15 protein-coding genes and 1 pseudogene are annotated in these 18,918 nt (G+C 67.5%); 13 read left to right on the top strand and 3 right to left on the bottom strand.

The window, feature by feature from the left end; genetic code table 11:
- The 3 genes and pseudogenes from Q0996_RS25555 to Q0996_RS21345 form a co-directional block, all read left to right on the top strand.
- Nucleotides 1–140, top strand: a pseudogene (locus tag Q0996_RS25555) (fructose-6-phosphate aldolase); the annotation flags it as partial.
- The gene (locus Q0996_RS21350; RefSeq protein WP_299624644.1) at nucleotides 133–936 is read left to right on the top strand and encodes a DUF484 family protein; all 804 of its coding nucleotides are present in this window, start codon (nucleotides 133–135) and stop codon (nucleotides 934–936) included. The pseudogene Q0996_RS25555 and the gene Q0996_RS21350, both read left to right, overlap by 8 nt.
- Complete coding sequence (locus Q0996_RS21345; RefSeq protein ID WP_299624641.1) at nucleotides 909–1,931, top strand: tyrosine recombinase XerC; 1,023 nt, start codon at nucleotides 909–911, stop codon at nucleotides 1,929–1,931. The genes Q0996_RS21350 and Q0996_RS21345 overlap by 28 nt, the downstream gene beginning before the upstream one ends.
- Here the strand turns inward: Q0996_RS21345 and creD are convergent.
- A complete protein-coding gene (gene creD / locus Q0996_RS21340; RefSeq protein WP_299624638.1) occupies nucleotides 1,928–3,286 on the bottom strand; it encodes a cell envelope integrity protein CreD in 1,359 nt (452 codons plus the stop codon). The two genes, Q0996_RS21345 and creD, sit on opposite strands and share 4 nt — an antisense overlap.
- A gap of 204 nt (nucleotides 3,287–3,490) precedes the next feature.
- On the opposite strand from creD, the gene Q0996_RS21335 reads away from it, so the two are divergent.
- A complete protein-coding gene (locus Q0996_RS21335) occupies nucleotides 3,491–4,075 on the top strand; it encodes a hypothetical protein (protein ID WP_299624635.1) in 585 nt (194 codons plus the stop codon).
- Nucleotides 4,076–4,094: 19 nt separating this feature from the next.
- Here Q0996_RS21335 and Q0996_RS21330 read toward each other — a convergent pair whose 3' ends face one another.
- Entirely contained in the window at nucleotides 4,095–5,693 is a 1,599-nt protein-coding gene (locus tag Q0996_RS21330; RefSeq protein ID WP_299624632.1) for a PAS domain-containing sensor histidine kinase, read from the bottom strand.
- A 352-nt stretch (nucleotides 5,694–6,045) separates the two neighbouring features.
- On the opposite strand from Q0996_RS21330, the gene Q0996_RS21325 reads away from it, so the two are divergent.
- Nucleotides 6,046–6,858, top strand: a complete 813-nt coding sequence (locus Q0996_RS21325; RefSeq protein ID WP_299624629.1) for a lysophospholipid acyltransferase family protein — start codon at nucleotides 6,046–6,048, stop codon at nucleotides 6,856–6,858.
- A gap of 31 nt (nucleotides 6,859–6,889) precedes the next feature.
- On the opposite strand, the gene Q0996_RS21320 is transcribed toward Q0996_RS21325, so the two are convergent.
- Nucleotides 6,890–7,510: a TetR/AcrR family transcriptional regulator gene (locus Q0996_RS21320; RefSeq protein ID WP_299624626.1), complete on the bottom strand. Its 621-nt coding sequence runs from the start codon at nucleotides 7,508–7,510 to the stop codon at nucleotides 6,890–6,892.
- Between the two features lie 506 nt (nucleotides 7,511–8,016).
- On the opposite strand from Q0996_RS21320, the gene Q0996_RS21315 reads away from it, so the two are divergent.
- The 8 genes from Q0996_RS21315 (at nucleotide 8,017) to Q0996_RS21280 (ending at nucleotide 18,876) form a co-directional block, all read left to right on the top strand.
- A complete protein-coding gene (locus tag Q0996_RS21315; RefSeq protein ID WP_299624623.1) occupies nucleotides 8,017–9,231 on the top strand; it encodes an RtcB family protein in 1,215 nt (404 codons plus the stop codon).
- A 99-nt stretch (nucleotides 9,232–9,330) separates the two neighbouring features.
- On the top strand, nucleotides 9,331–9,648 hold the full coding sequence (locus Q0996_RS21310; RefSeq protein ID WP_299624620.1) for a hypothetical protein: 318 nt from the start codon (nucleotides 9,331–9,333) through the stop codon (nucleotides 9,646–9,648).
- Nucleotides 9,645–10,448 carry a nucleotidyltransferase domain-containing protein gene (locus Q0996_RS21305; RefSeq protein WP_299624617.1) on the top strand — a complete coding sequence of 268 codons (804 nt, stop codon included), beginning with the start codon at nucleotides 9,645–9,647 and terminating at the stop codon, nucleotides 10,446–10,448. The genes Q0996_RS21310 and Q0996_RS21305 overlap by 4 nt, the downstream gene beginning before the upstream one ends.
- Complete coding sequence (locus tag Q0996_RS21300; RefSeq protein ID WP_299624614.1) at nucleotides 10,448–11,848, top strand: 3' terminal RNA ribose 2'-O-methyltransferase Hen1; 1,401 nt, start codon at nucleotides 10,448–10,450, stop codon at nucleotides 11,846–11,848. Before Q0996_RS21305 ends, Q0996_RS21300 begins: the two co-directional genes overlap by 1 nt.
- Entirely contained in the window at nucleotides 11,845–14,445 is a 2,601-nt protein-coding gene (locus Q0996_RS21295) for a polynucleotide kinase-phosphatase (protein WP_299624611.1), read from the top strand. Before Q0996_RS21300 ends, Q0996_RS21295 begins: the two co-directional genes overlap by 4 nt.
- 249 nt (nucleotides 14,446–14,694) lie before the next feature.
- The gene (locus Q0996_RS21290) at nucleotides 14,695–15,417 is read left to right on the top strand and encodes a hypothetical protein (protein WP_299624608.1); all 723 of its coding nucleotides are present in this window, start codon (nucleotides 14,695–14,697) and stop codon (nucleotides 15,415–15,417) included.
- 93 nt (nucleotides 15,418–15,510) lie between these two features.
- Nucleotides 15,511–16,413, top strand: coding sequence for a phosphotransferase (locus Q0996_RS21285; protein WP_299624605.1), 903 nt, complete (start codon nucleotides 15,511–15,513; stop codon nucleotides 16,411–16,413).
- A 9-nt stretch (nucleotides 16,414–16,422) separates the two neighbouring features.
- Nucleotides 16,423–18,876 (top strand): FAD-dependent oxidoreductase, encoded by a 2,454-nt coding sequence (locus Q0996_RS21280; protein ID WP_299624603.1) that lies wholly within the window; start codon nucleotides 16,423–16,425, stop codon nucleotides 18,874–18,876.
- Nucleotides 18,877–18,918: the final 42 nt, after the last annotated feature.

The following is an 18,918-nucleotide window of genomic DNA, read 5'->3' as shown; positions in this document are numbered from 1 at the left end:
CCACGGTGCCGCCGGCGGTGCTGCGCGCGATGTACAAGCACCCCCTCACCGACAAGGGCCTGGACGCCTTCCTGGCCGACTGGGCGAAGACCGGACAGTCGATCCTGAACGACGACAGCACCGAGCGCCGCAGTGCCTGAGAGCGAGACCCAGGGCGAGGAGGGCGCCGAAAAAGCGGTGTCCGAAAAGGCGGACTCCGCCCGGCCTGGCACGCCGGCCCGCGAAGCCGAGGCGGGCAGCGCCCTGGCCTCCGCGATCTCGGCGGACCAGGTGGCCGCCTATCTGCGGCGCCATCCGGAATTCCTGGCCCACCATCCCGAGTTGCTGGACATCCAGCGCCCGCCGGCGCGGGTGCGCGAGGAAGGGGTGGTCGACCTGCAGCAGTTCCAGGTTCAGCGCCTGCGCGATCAGGTCGGCGACCTGACCTCTCTGCGTGACCAGCTTCTCTCCGCCGGGCGCAGCAACCTCTCGACCCAGAGCCGCGTGCACCGCGCCGTGCTGGTGATCCTCGGCGCCCGCAGCTTCGAGGAGTTCATCGAAACCATCACCACCGATCTGGCGGCGATCCTCGACCTCGATGTCGTGACCATCGGCGTGGAGAAGAGCCTGGAGGACGAAGCCTGGCGCCCCATCGCCGGCGTCTACTGCCTGGAGGCCGGCAGCGTCGACGCCTATCTCGGCCCCAACGGCAACGTCCTGCTGCGCGACAAGGTGGAGGGCGATGCGGCGGTCTTCGGCGCCGCCGCCGGTCTTGTCGAATCCGACGCGCTCATTCGCCTGAAGATCAGCGAGACCACGCCCCCGGCCCTGCTGGCCCTCGGCTCCCGCCAGGAGGAGGCCTTTCACGCTGGCCAGGGCACCGAACTGCTCACTTTCCTTTCCCAGGTGCTGGAGGTGACCTTCCGCGCATGGCTCCACCTGCCGCCAAAGCCGTAGCGGGCCCGCGACGGGGACCAAAACCAGCCGGGCCGGCGCGGCTCGATCTGCTCCCCGCCGCCGCGGACCTGCAGGCGGCCATCGCCGACTGGCAGACTTGGCTGCGCGATGAGAAGCGGGCCTCGGCCCACACCCTGCTGGCCTACCGCCGCGATCTGAACCACTTTCTCACCTTCCTCGCCGGCCATCTGGGCAAGGCGGCGAGCCTCAAAGATCTCTCCGGGCTGGCGGCGGCGGACTTCCGCGCCTGGCTCGCCGCCCGCGCCGGCCAAGGCCTGGAGCGCAGTTCCACCGCCAGGGCGCTGTCCAGCCTGCGCGGCTTCTTCCGCTGGCTGACCAAACGCGGTCTGGCCGAAAACGCCGCGCTGGCCGGCCTGCGCACGCCGAAGCCGGCGAAGTCGGTGCCCAAGGCCCTGACCGCGGCGGAGGCGGGCGAGGTGATCGACAGCGTGGCCGAACTCAGCGAGGAGGACTGGGTCGGCAAGCGCGACTGCGCCGTCCTGCTGCTGCTCTACGGCTGCGGCCTGCGCATCGGCGAAGCCCTCGGCCTCACCCGCGGCGAGGCGCCCAAGCCCGGCCAGGAGTTCCTCGTGGTCACCGGCAAGGGCAACAAGCAGCGCATGGTGCCGCTGCTGCCGCTGGTCAGCGAGGCCATATCCGACTATCTGGCCGCCTGCCCCTACGGTGGCGATGCCGAGGCACCGCTGTTCTACGGCAAGCGCGGCGGTGCCCTGGGGGCCCGGCAGGTGCAGCAGAGGATGCGGGCGCTGCGCGGTTTGCTGGGCCTGCCGGAGAGCGCCACCCCGCACGCTCTGCGCCACTCCTTCGCCACCCATCTCCTGGCCGGCGGCGGCGACCTGCGGACGATCCAGGAACTGCTGGGCCACGCCTCCCTCTCCACCACCCAGCGCTACACCGAGGTCGACGTGGCCAGCCTGTTGGAGGTCTACGACCGCGCCCACCCCCGGGCGCGAACACCTGCGCGATCGCGCTAGGGTGCCTCTTTCTTTGCACCTTCGGTCATCGACCGCAGCGAGTTCGACCAGTCGACGTTGCGCGTCACATACATCGTCAGTCCCAGCGCCGCGAAGAGCAGCAGGGTTCCGCCGAGCAGCGCCGCCTCCTCGAGGTTCAGGATCAGGAACAGCAGGGCGTAGAGGCTGACGATCATCGCGCAGAGCAGCATGGCCCAGAGGCGCCGTTTCAGAATTGCCGCGGCATAGAGGCTGACCATGGCCGCGACCAGCGCACTCGACAGACCATAGGCCGCCGCAAATCCCAGCACTTCCGCAAAGGCGACCAGGCTGAGGAAGAACAGGACCAGGCCGGCGCCGACCATCAGATACTGCAAGGGATGCAGGGCAATGCCGGCCAGCAGCTCGAACAGGAAGAAGGTGAGAAACAGCAGGGCGACGAAGAGCAAGCCGTACTTCACGCTGCGCTCACTCAGGAGATAGAAGTTCACAGGCTCCAGAAAGGACGCGCCGACCGAGAGCCGGGACCAATCGATCCCCGCGGCGTCTTCCGACGTCCAGCTTTGCGGCAACGGGCGGGAGAGATGGGAAATCTCCCAACGCGCTGAAAACCCCTCGTCCCCCACCTCGTGCTCGATCGGTAGCGTCCGGCCGTCAAAGGACGGGTCGGGCCAGTCGCCACGCAAGACAAGATCGCTGTCCTTGCCGACGGGCACGAAGGAGAAGCGGGAACTGCCGCGCAGGGTCAGGGTCAGATCGAAGCTGTTCGACCCCTGTGCCGTCACGGCTTTCAACGGCCAGTGGACACCGCTGGTCGCCAGCTTGCCGCCGGGCATGCCGGGTTCGGCGGCGAAGTCGGGCACCTCATTCCATGTCAGCGCGATATCGCCCTGCAGGCCGCGCAGGTCGCTGATGCCCAGCGCCAAGACCGCCTGGTCCAGGCGCGGCCGCCAGCTCTCTTCGTCGAAGCCGGCACGCGCCAAGGCGGTGGTCGTGAACGCGCCCCGCAGGCTGACTTGCGTCGTGTAGACCACGCTTTCGAAGATGCCGCGCGCGCGGCGCTGCGTATCCACCGTCGCTTCGGCGGAGAATTCATCCGGCAGCAGCACCACCCTGCGCCCCTGCATGGCCCTGCTCCCACTGTCGGTGTCGCGCCGCTCCAGTGGCATGATCAAAAAGGGGCCCCGGATACTCTGATCGTGCGCCCACTTACCGGCGATCTCCCGCGCGACCTGCTGCGCGCGTTCGCTGCGTTCGACGATGACGCCGCGGACCATGTCCAGCGGCAGCAGAAACAGCAATCCAAGCCCGATGATGAGGGCGGCCTTCAAGCCGACAATGCGGCCTTGGCGGCTGATGATGGAGTCCGGCACCATGGCTCTCTCTTCTCTCCCTGGCCGACCAAGGGCCCCGAAGGAACGGTCTAGGAGGGAAAAGCGAGTTTGAGAGGGCGGCTCTTGGGCGCAAATGCGATCAACTGTGGCGCGATCGCGGCGCTCCCCCGTTCCGATTCGACCGTCGTCTGCTCCGATTGAGACTGTGCGATACTGCTTCGCGGAGCCGGAGAGAGAAGCGCGTCGATGAACACACCCACCCATCTGTTGATCGGCGCCGCCGTGCTGGCGCGGCCGGCGGAGGATGCGGCGGCGCGCCGGCGCAACGCGGCGATCCTGATCGGTGCGCTGGTCTGCGACGCGGCGATCTTCATCCTCTTCGCCTGGGCGCGCCTCCTTCAGGGCATCTCGGAGCACAGACTATGGAGTGAGGTCTATTGGCAGGAGCCCTGGCAGACCCTGGTCGCCATCGGCAACTCAATCCCGCTGTATCTGGGGCTTCTGATCTTCGGCCTTGTGGCGCGCAGCCAGATCGCCATCGTCTTCGCCGCGGCGGCCCTCTTGCACCTGGCCTTCGATCTGCCGTTTCATCACGACGACGCCCATCCGCACTTCTGGCCCTTCAGCGACTGGCGCTTTCACGCGCCGCTGTCCTACTGGGACCGCGATCACCACGGCCAGCTCGTCTCTCTCGCGGAGATCGGCCTGGCGGTCGTGCTGATCGTCTTTCTCTGGCGGCGCTTCGCCTCGCGCCTCGTGCGGGCCGTGCTGCTCCTGGCCTTCGCAACCTACGTCGCGGTGCCGGCCTATTTCACTCTGATGCTGGGGTAGGGAGCGAGGCGCCCCGGGGTCACGCGGCCGGGGAGGAGGGTTTGCGTTCCAGTAGCACGCGCTCGGCGGGCAGGCGCAGAACCGCTGTCGTGCCGCCGCCTTCCTTGCTCTCCAGGTGCAGCGATCCGCCGTGCAGCTCGACGAAGGAGCGGGCGATGGGCAGGCCCAGGCCCGTGCCCTCCCGCGCGCCGGCCCTGGCCGCGCTCTGTTCGTAGGGATGAAAGACCAGGTCGAGCTTAGCGGGCTCGATGCCGTGGCCTTCATCGCGAATGCGGACCTCCAGATCCCCTGCCGTGCAGTCCCCCCTAAACTCCATAGAGACGGTGACGACGCCGTCCTCGGGACTGAACTTGGCGGCGTTGGTCAGAAGGTTGATCGCCACCTGCTTCAGCAGCCGCGGGTCGCTGTTGACAACAACCCCCGCGTCGCCGCCGCTCAGACGAAAGGTTTTGCCGCGGCCGTGGCGGGTGGCGGCGACCATCTGGATAGCGTCCTGGAAGAGCTGCACCAGATCCACCTCGCAGGCCTGCAGGACCAGCTTGCCCGCTTCGATCTTGGCAAGGTCGAGCAGGCCGTCGATCAGGTCCAAGAGGTGGCGTGCCGACTGGTTGATGTCCTTCACATAGCCCTGGTAGCGGCTGTCGATGGGGCCGAACACACCGAGGTGAATGGTTTCGGAAAATCCGAGGATGGCGTTCAGGGGCGTGCGCAGCTCGTGGCTCATGTTGGCGAGGAACTCGGACTTGGTGCGGTTCGCTCTTTGCGCCGCGTCGCGGGCGGCCACCGCCTCTGAGGAGATGCGCTCCAGCTCGGCGGTGCGCTCCGCCACCCGCTGTTCCAGTTCGCTGTTGAGGCCGGCGAGCCGGGCCTCGGCTTCGACCCGCTCGGTGATGTCGGTTTCGGTCACCACGATGACCCAGGCGCCGCTGCGCGGATCGCGCCCGCGCTGGGCGTGGACCTGAAGCCAACGCGGACCCCTTGTCGTGGGCAGGCGGAGGTCTTCGTGAAAGCCGGCGCCGGAGAGGGCGCGATTGCGCAGCCTGGCGCTGAGCCGGGGATCGGCGAAGTGACGCTCCAGGTCGTGGCGTCCCGCCGCCGACGGCTTGGGACCAAAGGCCTCAACCGCGGCCGGGTTGCGCGACAGCAGCCATCCTTGGGAGGAGTAGATGCTGACCATCAGGGAGGTGTAGCGCGAGGCCTCCAGCAGGTGCAGGACCTCGTCGTTGCCTTTGACGTCCAGCGGTCCCGAGGTCTCGATCAGGACCGCGTCGTAGCGGCCCTCGACGGTGATCGGGGTCATCGCGGTCAGCAGGGTGACCGGATCGCCGTCCGGATAGAGGGTCCAGGCTTCCAGCGCGACCTCGCCGGGCGGCGTGTTCTCGATCACCTGGGCGAGGCGCTGGCGCACGGTCTCGCTGTCGGAGCTGTAGTCCCGGGCCAACAGCTCGGCGAGGGACTCGGCGCCCCAGAAGGCGACGGCGCGCCGGTTCGCCCACCACATGCGGTGGCGATCCACATCGAAGATCCAAACCGGGCTGTGCAGAAGATCGAACGCCGCCAGGGCTTCGCAGGTCTCGAAGCTCGGCCTGGGGTTCGCGCCCGCCGACGCGTTTGTCACTGAGATCTACGGAACTCCCTGTCTTTGCGCAATCGAAGCCCAATCGGGTTAACGAAATACCAAGATCTCGGGGCAATTGCGCGCGAACAGTCGCCTTTCTGCGCGTTTTTCAACCGCGCGGCGCGCGCTTGGCCGGCGCCATAAATCAGCGCGTGATCGCTTCTGGAATGGCCTGCCGGATTCGGAGTCTCGGGCTCGTGAAGCTGCCCCGGAAGGGCGCGCGCGGAAGGACTCCCGCCTCAATTGCGCCGGGGTTGATCCCCGGGTTGACCGGTGCTCCGCCGTCAAGGAACTGCCATGAAAAAGCAGCATCTCCGTCACGAATCGGGCGTAAGACTTCGCGGCTATAACCATGAGCTTGCTGGTCCCCACCTCGGATTTCACCTACGCCGCGCCGGAAGACGCGCCCTGGCGGCGCACGCTGATTCACATGATCGAGCAGCTCACCGGCAAGCCGCGCCTCTGGCGGCTCTATGCCGACTATTGCCGCGGGCCGTCGGCCGAGAACTTCTTCGAAGAGGCGGTCAACCGGCTCGCCCTCGATGTCGTGGTCGACGCGCGGGACCTGGCCCGCATCCCCAGAGAAGGCCCCCTGGTTGTGGTGGCCAATCACCCCTTCGGGGTGGTGGACGGGATCGTCCTCGGCTATCTCGTGGCCCAGGTGCGGCGCGACTTCCGCATCCTGGTGAACTCAGTGCTCTACCGTCTGCCGGAGCTGCACCCCTATCTGCTGCCCATCGACTTCGCCGAGACCCGCGAGGCGCTGCGCACCAACATCGACACCCGGCGCAAGGCCCTGAATGATCTGGACGCGGGCAAGAGCATCGCCATCTTTCCCGGCGGCACGGTCTCCACCGCCAAACCGCCCAACGGCGTTGCCGTCGATCCGGAATGGAAGCCCTTTGTCGGGCGCCTCATTCAGGAGAGCCGGGCCACCGTCGTGCCCTTCTTCTTCGAAGGTCAGAACAGCCGGCTGTTCCAGTGGGCCAGTCTGATCTCCATGACCCTGCGCCTTTCCCTGTTGTTCCGCGAGGTGGTGAACAAAATGGAGAGCGAGGTGCCGGTGCGCATCGGCACGCCCATCGCCTATGACGAGCTGGCGCGCTTCCAGGACCGCCGCCAGCTCACCGACTACCTGCGCGCACTGACCTACGCCCCGCAGTAGCGCGGCATCTGAGCGGGCTGCGGACGCTCGGCTAATCCGCGCTCCGGTCCCGCTCCGTTTCCAGCCCATGCACGAAGGTGCGGATCAGCAGCGTTGCCATGTCGGCGGCGGTCATGCCTTCGGGCTGGCCGAGGCGTCCGGTGACGTTCAAGAGGGAGATGCCGTGGACGCCGGACCACAGCACCCGTGCCGAGGCTTCGCGCAGGCGCTCTTCGTCCTCGCCGAAGAAGGGCGCCAGGCTCTCGGTGATGATCGCGAACAGCAGGGCGACCGCGTCTTCGAACCAGACGGGCGTGACGGTCCCCGCCGCCGGACGGAAATCGAAGACCGCCAGCCAGAGCTGCGGGTGCTCCTCCGCGTAGGTCACATAGGCCCGACCCAGGGCGATCAGGCGCGCCAGCGGGTCGGTCTGCGCTGCCTGTTCGGCCAAGGCCGCGGCGCCGAGGTCCTGCAGGGTTTCGATGTTGACCCGGTAGAGGATCTCGTCGACGCCTTCGAAGAGATTGTAGAGGGTGCCCGGGGAGTAGCCCATGCGCCCGGCGATGGCGCGGGCGGAGACCTTGGCGACGCCCTGCTCCAGGATGATTGCCCGCGCGGCCGATACCGCCAAGGCAATCAGTTCGTCGCGTGAGTGGTCCGAACGGCGTCCCATCATCCCTGTTAGCACGGCGGCGAAACCGCATTCAAACAGCTTGCAAGAAACCGGCTGTTGCTTCTGCGCAATGCGTCGACAACCATCGCCTTAAGTATGAGTTTGCGGTGAAGTCATTGCCGAAACTTGACTTTTGCAGCCCAAACGATCATAACCGGCGGCGGAATTCGCGGCGCCCAACGGCGCCGCTCGACATATCAGACCGACACCGAAACCACGAACTGCGAAACCAAGTCCGATGAAACGGGTCCACCTCATTACTCAGATGAACGTGCAGAGCGCCTGCGCCTGGATGGCCTATGGCGCGCGCGCGTTCACTCTGTTGCGCCTGGGGGAGGGCCGTCCGGAAACGCCGTAACGTCGGCAACACCGGTTCAAGACACCAAGGACCCTCCCGCGGCGGCAGCCTCGGGAGGGTTTTTCTTTTGCGCGGCTGTCGGGAGGAGACGAAGGGCCCTGGGAAAGAGGGGACCCCGGGAAAGAGGGCCGAAAGAAGGAGAGCCAAGATGGCTGGATACGAAGAGTTTCAGACGGGCCGGGCCCCGGTGAAGGCCTGGGTCAAGGGCGTGCCGGTGGAAGAGGCGGCGCGGCGTCAGCTCGAGAATATCGCGCGGATGCCGTTCATCCACTCCCACGTCGCCGCCATGCCGGACGTGCATCTCGGCCGCGGCGCCACCGTCGGCTCGGTGATCGCCACCAAGGAGGCGATCATTCCGGCGGCTGTCGGGGTCGACATCGGCTGCGGCATGATGGCGATGCGGACCTCGCTCACCGCGGGGCAGCTTCCCGATTCTTTGGCGGCGCTGCGTTCCGACATCGAGCGGGCGGTGCCCCACGGCGGCATCGGTGTGAAGGGCGGCTGGAAGGACGGCATCCCCGATGCCGTGGGCAAGCGCTTCGAGGCCTCGGGCCTCGCCGCGCGGCTGACGGCCATCGAGGCCAAACACGAGAAGATCGCGGGGGCCAATCACGTGGTCCATCTCGGCACGCTGGGCACCGGCAACCACTTCATCGAGATCTGCCTCGATGAAGAGGAGCGGGTCTGGGTGATGCTCCACTCCGGCAGCCGCGGCGTGGGCAACCGCATCGGCACCTACTTCATCGCCGAAGCGCGGGAGGCCCTGACGCGGCGCGACGGGGCGGCCTCGGTGCCGGACCGCGACCTCGCCTGGTTGGAGGAGGGCGAAGCGCTCTTCGACGACTATGTCGAGGCGGTGCTCTGGGCGCAGGACTTCGCCCGGGCCAACCGCGAGGTGATGATGACGCGGATCCTCCGGGTCTTGCGCGATCACCTGCCGGCCTTCCGTGTCGAGAAGGAAGCCGTGAACTGCCACCACAACTACGTGGCCAGGGAGCGGCACTTCGACGCCGAGGTCTGGGTGACCCGCAAGGGCGCGGTGCGCGCCGGCCGGGACGAGCTGGGGATCATCCCCGGCTCCATGGGCGCGCGCTCCTACATCGTCCGAGGTCTCGGCAATGCCGAGTCCTTCCAGTCCTGCTCCCACGGGGCGGGGCGGACGATGAGCCGCTCGGAGGCCAAGCGCCGTTTCACTTTGGCCGACCACGCCGCCGCCACCGAAGGCGTCGAGTGCCGCAAGGACCAGGGGGTCATCGACGAGACCCCCGCGGCCTACAAGGACATCGACGCCGTCATGGCCGCCCAGCGCGACCTGGTGGCGGTGGAACACACCCTGAAGCAGGTGGTTTGCGTGAAGGGCTAACACCCGGACTGGCGGCGCTGGATCGCCGGCCCGGAACGGGGCCGGCGGACTCCCACCGCCGCCGGCCCCTGGACAGGGAAAGAGATTGGGAACCGAGCAATGCGCGAAGACAGGATCAAGACGAACGTCGAACGGTCAAGCTGGATTCGGTTCGGCAATGACTCAGCCCCGGATCGTCTTGACGGGCTCCGGTTTGCCGCTCCCTACCGCCAATGCGCGGAGGAAGCGGCGACGGCCCAGGTCTATGACGTGATCGAGAAACACGTCGCGCCGTCGGACCAATCGGACGCCCCCACGAAGCGCCAGTTTTCGGCGCGCGCCTTGGCGCAACACGGCCTGCAGAACGACAACCGAAATGGCGGCGGCCCGCCGCCGCAGAGGCACAAGAGGCAGAAGAGAAAGAGGACAAGATCATGAGCGCGCTGGCCTGCATTGCATCCGAACCCCGGGCGCTGATCGCCGAGCGGCTCGACGCCGTCGCGCGCGATCACGACGTGCGCCTGCTCTTCGCCATCGAGTCCGGCAGCCGCGCCTGGGGCTTCCCTTCGCCGGACAGCGACTACGATGTGCGCTTCGTCTATGTGCATCGGCCGGAGTGGTATCTCTCCATCGAAACGCGGCGCGACGTCATCGAGCTGCCCCTCGAGGGCGAGCTGGACATCAACGGCTGGGACCTGAGGAAGGCGCTGAACCTGCTCATCAAGCCCAATCCGGTGCTGCTGGAATGGCTGCGCTCGCCCATCGTCTATCGCGCCGATGGGGAGGCCATGGTGAAGCTGCTGGATCTGGCGGAGAAGACGGCCCACCAGCGGCCCTCGGCCTACCACTACCTGCACCTCTGCCGCGGCCAGTACCGCCGCTTCATCGAGGGGCAGGACCGGGTAAAGCTGAAGAAGTACTTCTACGCCCTGCGTCCGGCCCTGGCCCTGATGTGGCTGCGCACACATCCCGACCGCCCGCTGCCCATGAACTTCGGCGAGCTGCGCGACGGCCTCGGCCTGCCTGTGGGCCTCTCGTCCTTTCTCGACGAGATGCTGACCCGCAAGGCACGCAGCCGGGAGCTGGGGGAGGGGCCGCGGCTGGTGGTGCTCGACGCCCTCATCGAGGCAGAGATCGCGCGTGCCGAACGGTCCCTGCCGGAGCCGGGAACGCCGCCGGCGGAGCTGCGCCGGGAAGCCGACGCGTTGTTCCGGGAATTGGTCTGCGGGCGGGCCTGATGCTTCTGACCATCGAGACGACGCATCGGCCCGCCACGGACCTGGGGTTCCTGCTGCACAAGAACCCGGATCGCCTGCACGAGAAGAGCCTGGCGTTCGGCCGGGCGGTGATGTGTTTTCCGCAGGCCGACGATGATCGCTGCCGCTTTGCCCTCGCCGTGGAGGTCGATCCCATCGCTCTCGTGCGGTCCAAAGGTTCGGGCGTCTCGCTCCACGATCACTATGTGAACGACCGGCCTTATGCGGCCTCTTCCTTTCTTTCGGTGGCCATCGCGCGGGCGCTGAACACGGCCTTCGCCGGCCGTTCCAAGCATCGGCAGGCCCTGGCGGAAACACCGATCCCTCTGCAGGCGACGGTGGTGCCGCTGGCGGCGCGGGGTCAGGAGGATCTGGCGGAGCGGCTGTTCGGGCCCCTGGGCTATGCCGTATCGACGGAAACCCATCTGCTCGACCCTGAGCTGCCGGATTGGGGCGCCAGCCCCTACATCACCCTGCAACTCACCGCAACGCTTAAGCTGCGCGACTTGCTGACCCACCTCTATGTGCTGGTGCCGGTGCTGGACAACTCGAAGCACTACTACGTAGATGACGACGAAGTGGAAAAGCTGGTGGCCAAGGGCGAGGGCTGGCTGGACCAACATCCTGAGCGGGACTTCATCGTCAATCGCGCCCTCAAGCGCCGGCGCCGTCTGGTGCGGGAGGCTCTGGCCAGGCTCTCGGAGAGCGAGCCCGAGGAGGAGGCCGGCCTCTCCGAGCGCCAGGCGGAGGCCGAGGCTCTGCTGGAACGGCCGATCCGGCTCAACGACCTGCGCCTGCGCAAGGTCGTGGATACCCTTGCTGCCGCCGGCGCACGTCGCGTCGTCGATCTCGGCTGCGGCGAAGGCCGTTTGCTGCGCGAACTGCTCGCCGTCAAGCAGTTCGAAGAAATCGTCGGCGTGGACACCGCACTGCGCGCCCTGGAACGCGCCGAACAGCGCCTCAAGCTCGATCGCATGCCCGCTCGCCAGGTGGCGCGCCTTAAGCTGCTGCACGGAGCGCTCACCTATCGCGACCGGCGGCTGGAGGGTTACGACGCCGCGGCGCTGGTCGAGGTGATCGAGCACATCGATCTCGACCGCCATCCGGCGCTGGAGCGCGCGGTCTTTGCCATCATGGCGCCGCCGCTGGTGGTGGTGACCACGCCGAACCGCGAATACAACGCCCTCTTCGAAGGGATGGCGCCGGGCAGCCTGCGCCACGGCGACCACCGCTTTGAGTGGACGCGCGCCGAGTTTCAAACCTGGGGGCGCGACGTGGCGGAACGCTTCGGCTACGGCATCGGCTTCGAGGGGATCGGCGAAGCACACCCGGACCTGGGGGCACCGACCCAGATGGCCGTCTTCAAGCGGGCGGTTCCATGAACACCCCCGAAGACAGCGCCCCGAAGGCTGCCGTGAAGACAATCGCGCTGCCCGAGTTCTGCCTGGTGGTCTTGATCGGCCCCAGCGGTGCCGGCAAGTCGACCTTCGCGCGCAAGCACTTTCTGCCGACCGAGGTGATCTCTTCCGATGCCTGCCGCGGCATGGTGGCTGACGATGAGAACGATCAGTCGGCCACCGGCCCGGCCTTCGATCTGGTGCACTTCATCGCCGAGAAGCGGCTGCAGGGCCGGCGCCTTGCCGTGATCGACGCCACCAACGTACGCGGCGAGGACCGGGCGGAGTATGTCCGCATTGCCCGCCGCTGCCATGCCCTGCCGGTTGCTATCGTGCTCAATCCCGGGGAAGAGGTCTGCCAGGCGCGCAACGCCGAGCGGCCCGACAGGCAGTTCGGCCCTCACGTGGTACGCAATCATATTCGTGCCCTGAAGCGCGGCATTCGCAAGCTGCCTAAGGAGGGCTTTCGGCAGATCCATGAGCTGCGCAGCGTCGCCGAGATGGAGACGGTGGTAATGGAGCGCCAGCCGCTGTGGACGGACAAGCGCCACGAAAGCGGGCCTTTCGACATCATCGGCGACGTGCACGGCTGCTGCGACGAGCTGGAGGCGCTGCTGGCCGAGCTCGGCTATCAGGTGCGATTCGGCGGTGAGGGCGAAGCGCGCCGCTGCGAGGTCGTGCCGCCCCCGGGACGCCGGGCCGTCTTCGTCGGCGACCTGGTGGACCGCGGTCCCCGCTCGCCGGACGTGCTGCGCCTGGTCATGTCCATGATGGCGGCGGGCAGCGGCTTCTGCGTCATCGGCAACCACGAGAACAAGTTTCTGCGCTGGCTGCACGGACGCAACGTGAAACCTACCCACGGTCTGGCCGAGACCATTGCCCAGATGGAAGGCGAGCCGGAGGCCTTCCGCGACGAAGTCCGCGGTTTCCTAAACGGCCTGCTGAGCCACCACTGGCTGGACGGCGGGCGGCTGGTGGTTGCCCATGCGGGATTGCGCGAAGACATGATCGGACGGGCCTCCGGTGCCGTGCGCTCCTTTTGCATGTACGGCGAGACCACCGGGGAGACCGACGAATTCGGCCTGCCGGTGCGCTACAACTGGGCCGCCGACTACCGCGGCGACGCGATGATCGTCTATGGCCACACGCCGGTGCCCGAAGCCGAGTGGCTCAACCGCACCATCTGCCTGGACACCGGCTGCGTCTTCGGCGGCAAGCTAACGGCGCTGCGCTATCCCGAACTGGAGCTGGTCTCGGTGCCGGCGGCGCGGACCTACTTCGAACCGGTGCGGCCCCTGGAACAGCCTGCCGAGCCGCGCAGTGCCCAGGCCATTGCCGACGACATGCTGGATCTGGACGATGTGCGCGGCAAGCGCATGATCCAGACGCGCCTGCACCGCGCGGTCACGGTGAACGAGGCCAACTCCGCCGCGGCCCTGGAAGCGATGACGCGCTTTGCCATCAATCCGAAGTGGCTGGTCTATTTGCCGCCGACCATGTCGCCCTCTGAAACCTCGGAGCGCGAAGGGCTGCTGGAACATCCGACCGAAGCCTTCGCCTACTTCCGCAAACAGGACGTCGCGTCGGTGATCTGCCAGGAAAAGCACATGGGCTCCCGCGCCGTGATCCTGCTCTGCCGCTCCGTTGATGCGGCGCGGCGGCGGTTCGGGACAACGGGCGAGGAGAGCGGTGTCGTCTACTCCCGCACCGGGCGCGACTTCTTCTTCGATGCCGACAAGAGCGAAGCGGTGCTTGCACGCTTGCGCAGCGCCGCGGACGGCGCCGGACTCTGGGATGCCCTGGAAACCGACTGGCTGGCCCTGGATGCCGAGATCATGCCCTGGTCGGCCAAGGCGCAGGCGCTTTTGCGCCAGCAGTACGCCCCCGTCGGCACCGCCGCCCGCTTGGCACTGGCCGCACGAGAAGAGGCCTACCGGGCCGCGGCCCTGCGCGGTGTCGACCTGGATGGCCGCGACGCGGTTGCGGGTGAACGTGTCCTACAGGCGGCGGACTATGCCGCGGCCTATCGGCGCTACTGCTGGCCGGTGGAAAGCCTGGACGATTACCGCATCGCCCCCTTTCACCTGCTGGCCAGCGAGGGTGCGGTCCACATGGACAAGGGCCATCGCTGGCACATGGATCGGATTGCGTCGCTGACGGTGGGAAGTGACCCGCTGCTCATGGCAACCCAGTTTCGGGTGGTTGAACCTGCCGATGATGCCGGCGTGGCAGCCGCCACCGAGTGGTGGCGAGAGCTGACTGAGGCCGGCGGCGAGGGCATGGTGGTGAAGCCTCTGGACTTCATCGCCCGCGGTCCGCGCGGATTTGTACAGCCGGCAGTGAAATGCCGCGGCAAGGAGTATCTCCGGATTATCTACGGACCTGATTACGACGCGCCGGAGAACATCGCCCGTTTGCGCCGGCGCGGGCTGGGCCGCAAACGTTCCCTTGCGGCGCGGGAGTTCGCCTTGGGCCACGAGGCGCTGCACCGTTTTGTGGCGCGTGAGCCGCTGCGCCGGGTACACGAATGCGTCTTCGGCGTGCTGGCCCTGGAGAGCGAGCCGGTGGACCCGCGTCTGTAAGGCCGGGAAGGGGCCCGCCGGGGGCTGATTCTGATCGCATGTCTTGAGTTTTCTGGTGCATTGCAGCCTGCGGCTGTGATGCCTCTTATTTGGCCGGCCCGGTGCCTGGACTCCGCAAAATTTAAAGAAAATTGAAAGCATTTGCGGGCGAAAAGGTATGGTGGCCCGGAGTGATGCCCGGGGATTCGCCATGGGGATAACAGGGCGGTGCGAAAGCCGCCCGGATTAGGGGCGTAAGAGGGAGAATCCATGCTTTCGAGATTTGCAGGAAGCCGCCAAAGGGGTTCGCGCCGGGGCAACGCCCGCCGCGGTTTGGCCGGCCTGGGACTCGCGGTCCTCGGCGCGCTGGCCTTGTCCTTCAGCTCTGCGCAGGCGGCGCTGATTTCGGTCGGCTCTCTGACGGACTTCAATGCCGCCATCGGCGCTGCACCGACCAGCGTTGACCTCTTCGGTACCGACATCCCCGGCGGCCTTTCCATCACCTTCGAGAGCGGGGTGGTCTCCACCCTGTCCGGCGGGCTGCTGACCGACGCCGCCCAGGACAATCAGGTAATCGGCGGCCAGTTCGTGGGCGAGGTCGACGGCGACGGCGCCAACGCTCCGATGACCCTCACATGGACCTTTCCCGTCCCGATCATCGGCTTCGGCCTCGACGTGGCCGAACTCAACCGCCTCGATGCAAGGATCGAGGGGTCGTCACAGAGCTTCGACGTCGGCACCGTTGCCGGCGGGCGCTCCGGTTTCTTCGGCCTGGTCGACACCATGGCGTCCTTCACCCAAGTGCACTTTTTCATCGACAACAACGACTTCCGCAACGACCAGTTCACCGGCGACAATCTCATCTTCGCTTCGGCCGCCTCTGCCCAGGTGCTGCCGGAACCCGGGACTCTGGCCCTGCTTGGCTTCGGGCTCGTGGGCCTGCTGGTGATGAGCGGCGCCGGCTCCGGCGTACTGCGGCGGCGCAGGCTCTGATTCCGCTGCCGCACCGCCCCATCCGGCGGTTGCGGCCCCTTCGCCCAGGCGGCACACTCGCCCCTGCAATCCAGCGATTCGGAAACGGCGGCGATGACAGCGGGGGAACTGGAGGCCCTGAAGGCCAAGGTGCGGGCCCTGCCGCTCTGGTCCGGTCCGGTCGATCCCCGGCCGCTTGAAGGCGGTATCACCAACGTCAACTTCCACGTGGTCGACGGCGCCGGCGAGGCGGCGGCGGGCTATGTCGTGCGTTTGGGCGACGACATTCCGGTGCATCACGTCATGCGCTTCAACGAGGCGGCGGCCAGCCGTGCGGCCGCCGCGGCAGGCGTCTCCCCGGCGGTGGTCCACAGCGAACGCGGTGTGCTGGTGGTGCGGTTCATCGAGGGCCGGACCCTGGCCGAAGCGGACCTGCGCTCGCCCGCCATGCTGGACCGCTTCCTGCCCCTGCTGCGCCGGGTCCACCACGACGTCGCCCGGGCTCTGCGCGGCCCGGCCCTGACCTTCTGGCCCTTTCACGTCCTGCGGGACTATGGCCGCAGCCTGGAGGAGGGCGAAAGCCGGCATCGCGCCGACCTGCCGGACCTGCTGAAGATTGCCGGGGATCTTGAGACGGCGGTCGGGCGCATCGACCTGGTCTTCGCCCACAACGACCTCTTGCCCGGCAACATCCTGGATGACGGCCGACGGCTCTGGCTGATCGATTGGGACTACGCCGGCTTCGGCTCGCCGCTGTTCGATCTGGCGAACCTGGCGACCAACTGCGGGCTCGACGAGGCCCTGGAACGTCACCTTCTGGAGCGCTACTTCGAGGTGCCGGCGGACGACGCGCTCTACCGGCGCTTCGCCGCCATGAAGTGCGCCTCCTTGCTGCGGGAGACCCTCTGGTCCATGGTCTCCGAGATCCACTCCACGCTGGATTTCGACTATGCCGCATACACCGCGGAGAACCGGGCGCGGTTCGAACGGACGCATGCGGATTTCCTGCGGCTCTGAGGCAACGCCATGAGCGGCCTGCCTGGCTCCGCGAAGGTCGTGATCGTCGGCGGCGGCATCATCGGCTGTTCCACCGCCTATCACCTTGGCAGGTTGGGCATCACCGACTGCCTGCTGCTGGAACGCAGGAAGTTGACCTCCGGCAGCACCTTTCACGCCGCGGGGCTGGTGGGGCAACTGCGCAGCTCGGCCAACATCACCCAGCTTCTCGGCTATTCGGTCGCGCTCTACGACCGCCTGGAAGAGGAGACCGGCCAGGCCACGGGCTGGAAGCGCAACGGCGGGCTGCGCCTGGCCTGCAACGCCGAGCGCTGGACCGAGGTCAAACGCCAGGCCACCACCGCCCATTCCTTCGGCCTGGAGATGGACCTGCTGACGCCGAAGGAGGCACAGGCGCTGTGGCCGCTGATGACCGTGGACGATGTGGTCGGCGCCGCTTTCCTGCCCAGCGACGGGCAGGTCAATCCCTCCGACATCACCCTGGCCCTGGCCAAGGGGGCACGGCAGGCGGGGGTGACCCTGGTGGAGGACATGCCGGTCACGCGCATCCTGCTGGACGAAGCCGGGCGGCTCACCGGCGTGGAAACGCCGGAAGGGACCGTGGCCTGCGAAAAGCTCGTCTGCTGCGCCGGGCAGTGGTCGCGCGCACTGGCGGCGACGGTCGGGATCACGGTGCCGCTGGTTTCGGTGCAGCATCAGTACATGGTGACCGAGCCCATTGAGGGCGTGGCCCGCGACCTGCCGACCCTGCGCGATCCCGACCGCCTGACCTACTACAAGGAGGAGGTCGGCGGCCTCGTCATGGGCGGCTACGAGCCCGACCCGCTGGCCTGGGCGGTCGACGGCATTCCCGCCGACTTCCACTACAGCCTCCTGGACTCCGACTTCGATCATTTCGAGCAGCTCATGACCCTGGCTCTCGGCCGGGTCCCGGCCCTGGAGACTGCCGGGGTGAAGCAGCTCATCAACGGGCCCGAGTCCTTCACGCCCGACGGCAACTTCATTCTCGGCGAGGCGCCGGAGCTGCGGAACTTCTTCGTCGGTGCCGGTTTCAACGCCTTCGGCATTGCCTCCGGCGGTGGGGCCGGTATGGCGCTGGCCGAGTGGGTCGCCAAGGGCGAGCAGCCTTTCGATCTCTGGCCGGTGGACATCCGCCGCTTCGGGCGGCCCCATGCCGACCCGGACTGGGTGCGCACCCGCACGCTGGAGGCCTACGGCAAGCACTACACCATGGCCTGGCCGCATGAGGAGCACGCCTCGGCGCGGCCCTGCCGGCGCTCGCCGCTCTATCCGCTTCTGAAGGCTCAGGGCGCCTGCTTCGGCGAGAAGCTCGGCTGGGAGCGGCCCAACTGGTTCGCCGATCTCGCCGCCGGGGAGGTGGCGGAAGACGTTTACAGCTACGGCCGGCAGAACTGGTTCGGGGCGGTGGCGCGCGAGCACCGGGCGACCCGCCAGGCGGTCACGGTTTTCGACCAGAGCTCCTTCGCCAAGTTCCTGCTGCAGGGCCCGGATGCCGAGGCGGCGCTCACCTGGATCTGCGCCAACGACGTGGCCCGGCCTGTTGGCAGCGTGGTCTACACCCAGATGCTGAACGACCGCGGCGGCATCGAATGCGACCTCACCGTCACCCGCCTGGCCGCCGAGCGCTATTACATCGTCACCGGTACCGGCTTTGCGACCCACGATTTCGACTGGATCCGCCGCACCATCCCGCAAGGCCTCAGGGCCGAGCTGATGGATGTCACCTCGGCCTTTGGCGTGCTCACCCTCATGGGCCCCCGGGCCCGTGACGTCCTGCAGGCGCTCACCGCGGTGGACCTCTCCAACGAGGCCTTTCCCTTCGCCACGGCCCAGCCCCTGCCGCTCTGCGGGACAGTGGTGCGGGCGCTGCGCCTGACCTATGTCGGTGAGCTCGGCTGGGAACTCCATGTCCCCAGCGAGTCCCTGGTAACGGTCTACGAGGCGCTGATGGAAGCCGGCCGCGATCACGGCATTCGCAATGCCGGCTACCGCGCCATCGAATCCCTGCGGCTGGAAAAGGGCTATCGCGCCTGGGGCTCGGACATCGGCCCCGACCACACGCCCCTGGAGGCCGGGCTCGGCTGGGCGGTGAAGCTGAGCGGCGGACAGGATTTCAAGGGGCGGGCGGCTCTCGAGGCCCAAAAAGCCCAGGGCCTGAAAAAGCGCTTCGCCGGCTTCACCCTGGACGACCCGGAGGTCGTCCTGCTGGGCCGCGAGACCCTCTACTGCGACGGCGCGCGGGTCGGCTGGCTCACCAGTGGCGGCTTCGGCCACAGCCTGGGAAAGCCCATCGGCTACGGCTACGTCCGGGCTGAGGCGCCCATCGACCGCGCCTTTCTCGAAGGCGGGGACTACGCACTGGAGGTTGCGGGCCAGCGCCTGGCCTGCCGGATCCACCTCGGCCCCCTGATCGACCCCGAACAGGCCCGGGTCAAAGGCTGATCCGCCGGAAGAGCCGGCCGAAGATGGCGGTGGATCGCTAGT

Origin of the sequence: Pelagibius sp., from assembly GCF_028289705.1 — a bacterium.
Taxonomy (GTDB): Bacteria; Pseudomonadota; Alphaproteobacteria; order Kiloniellales; family Kiloniellaceae; genus Pelagibius.
The sequence above is the reverse complement of the archived record's forward strand: the minus strand, read 5'-3'. Positions and strand labels throughout refer to the sequence as shown.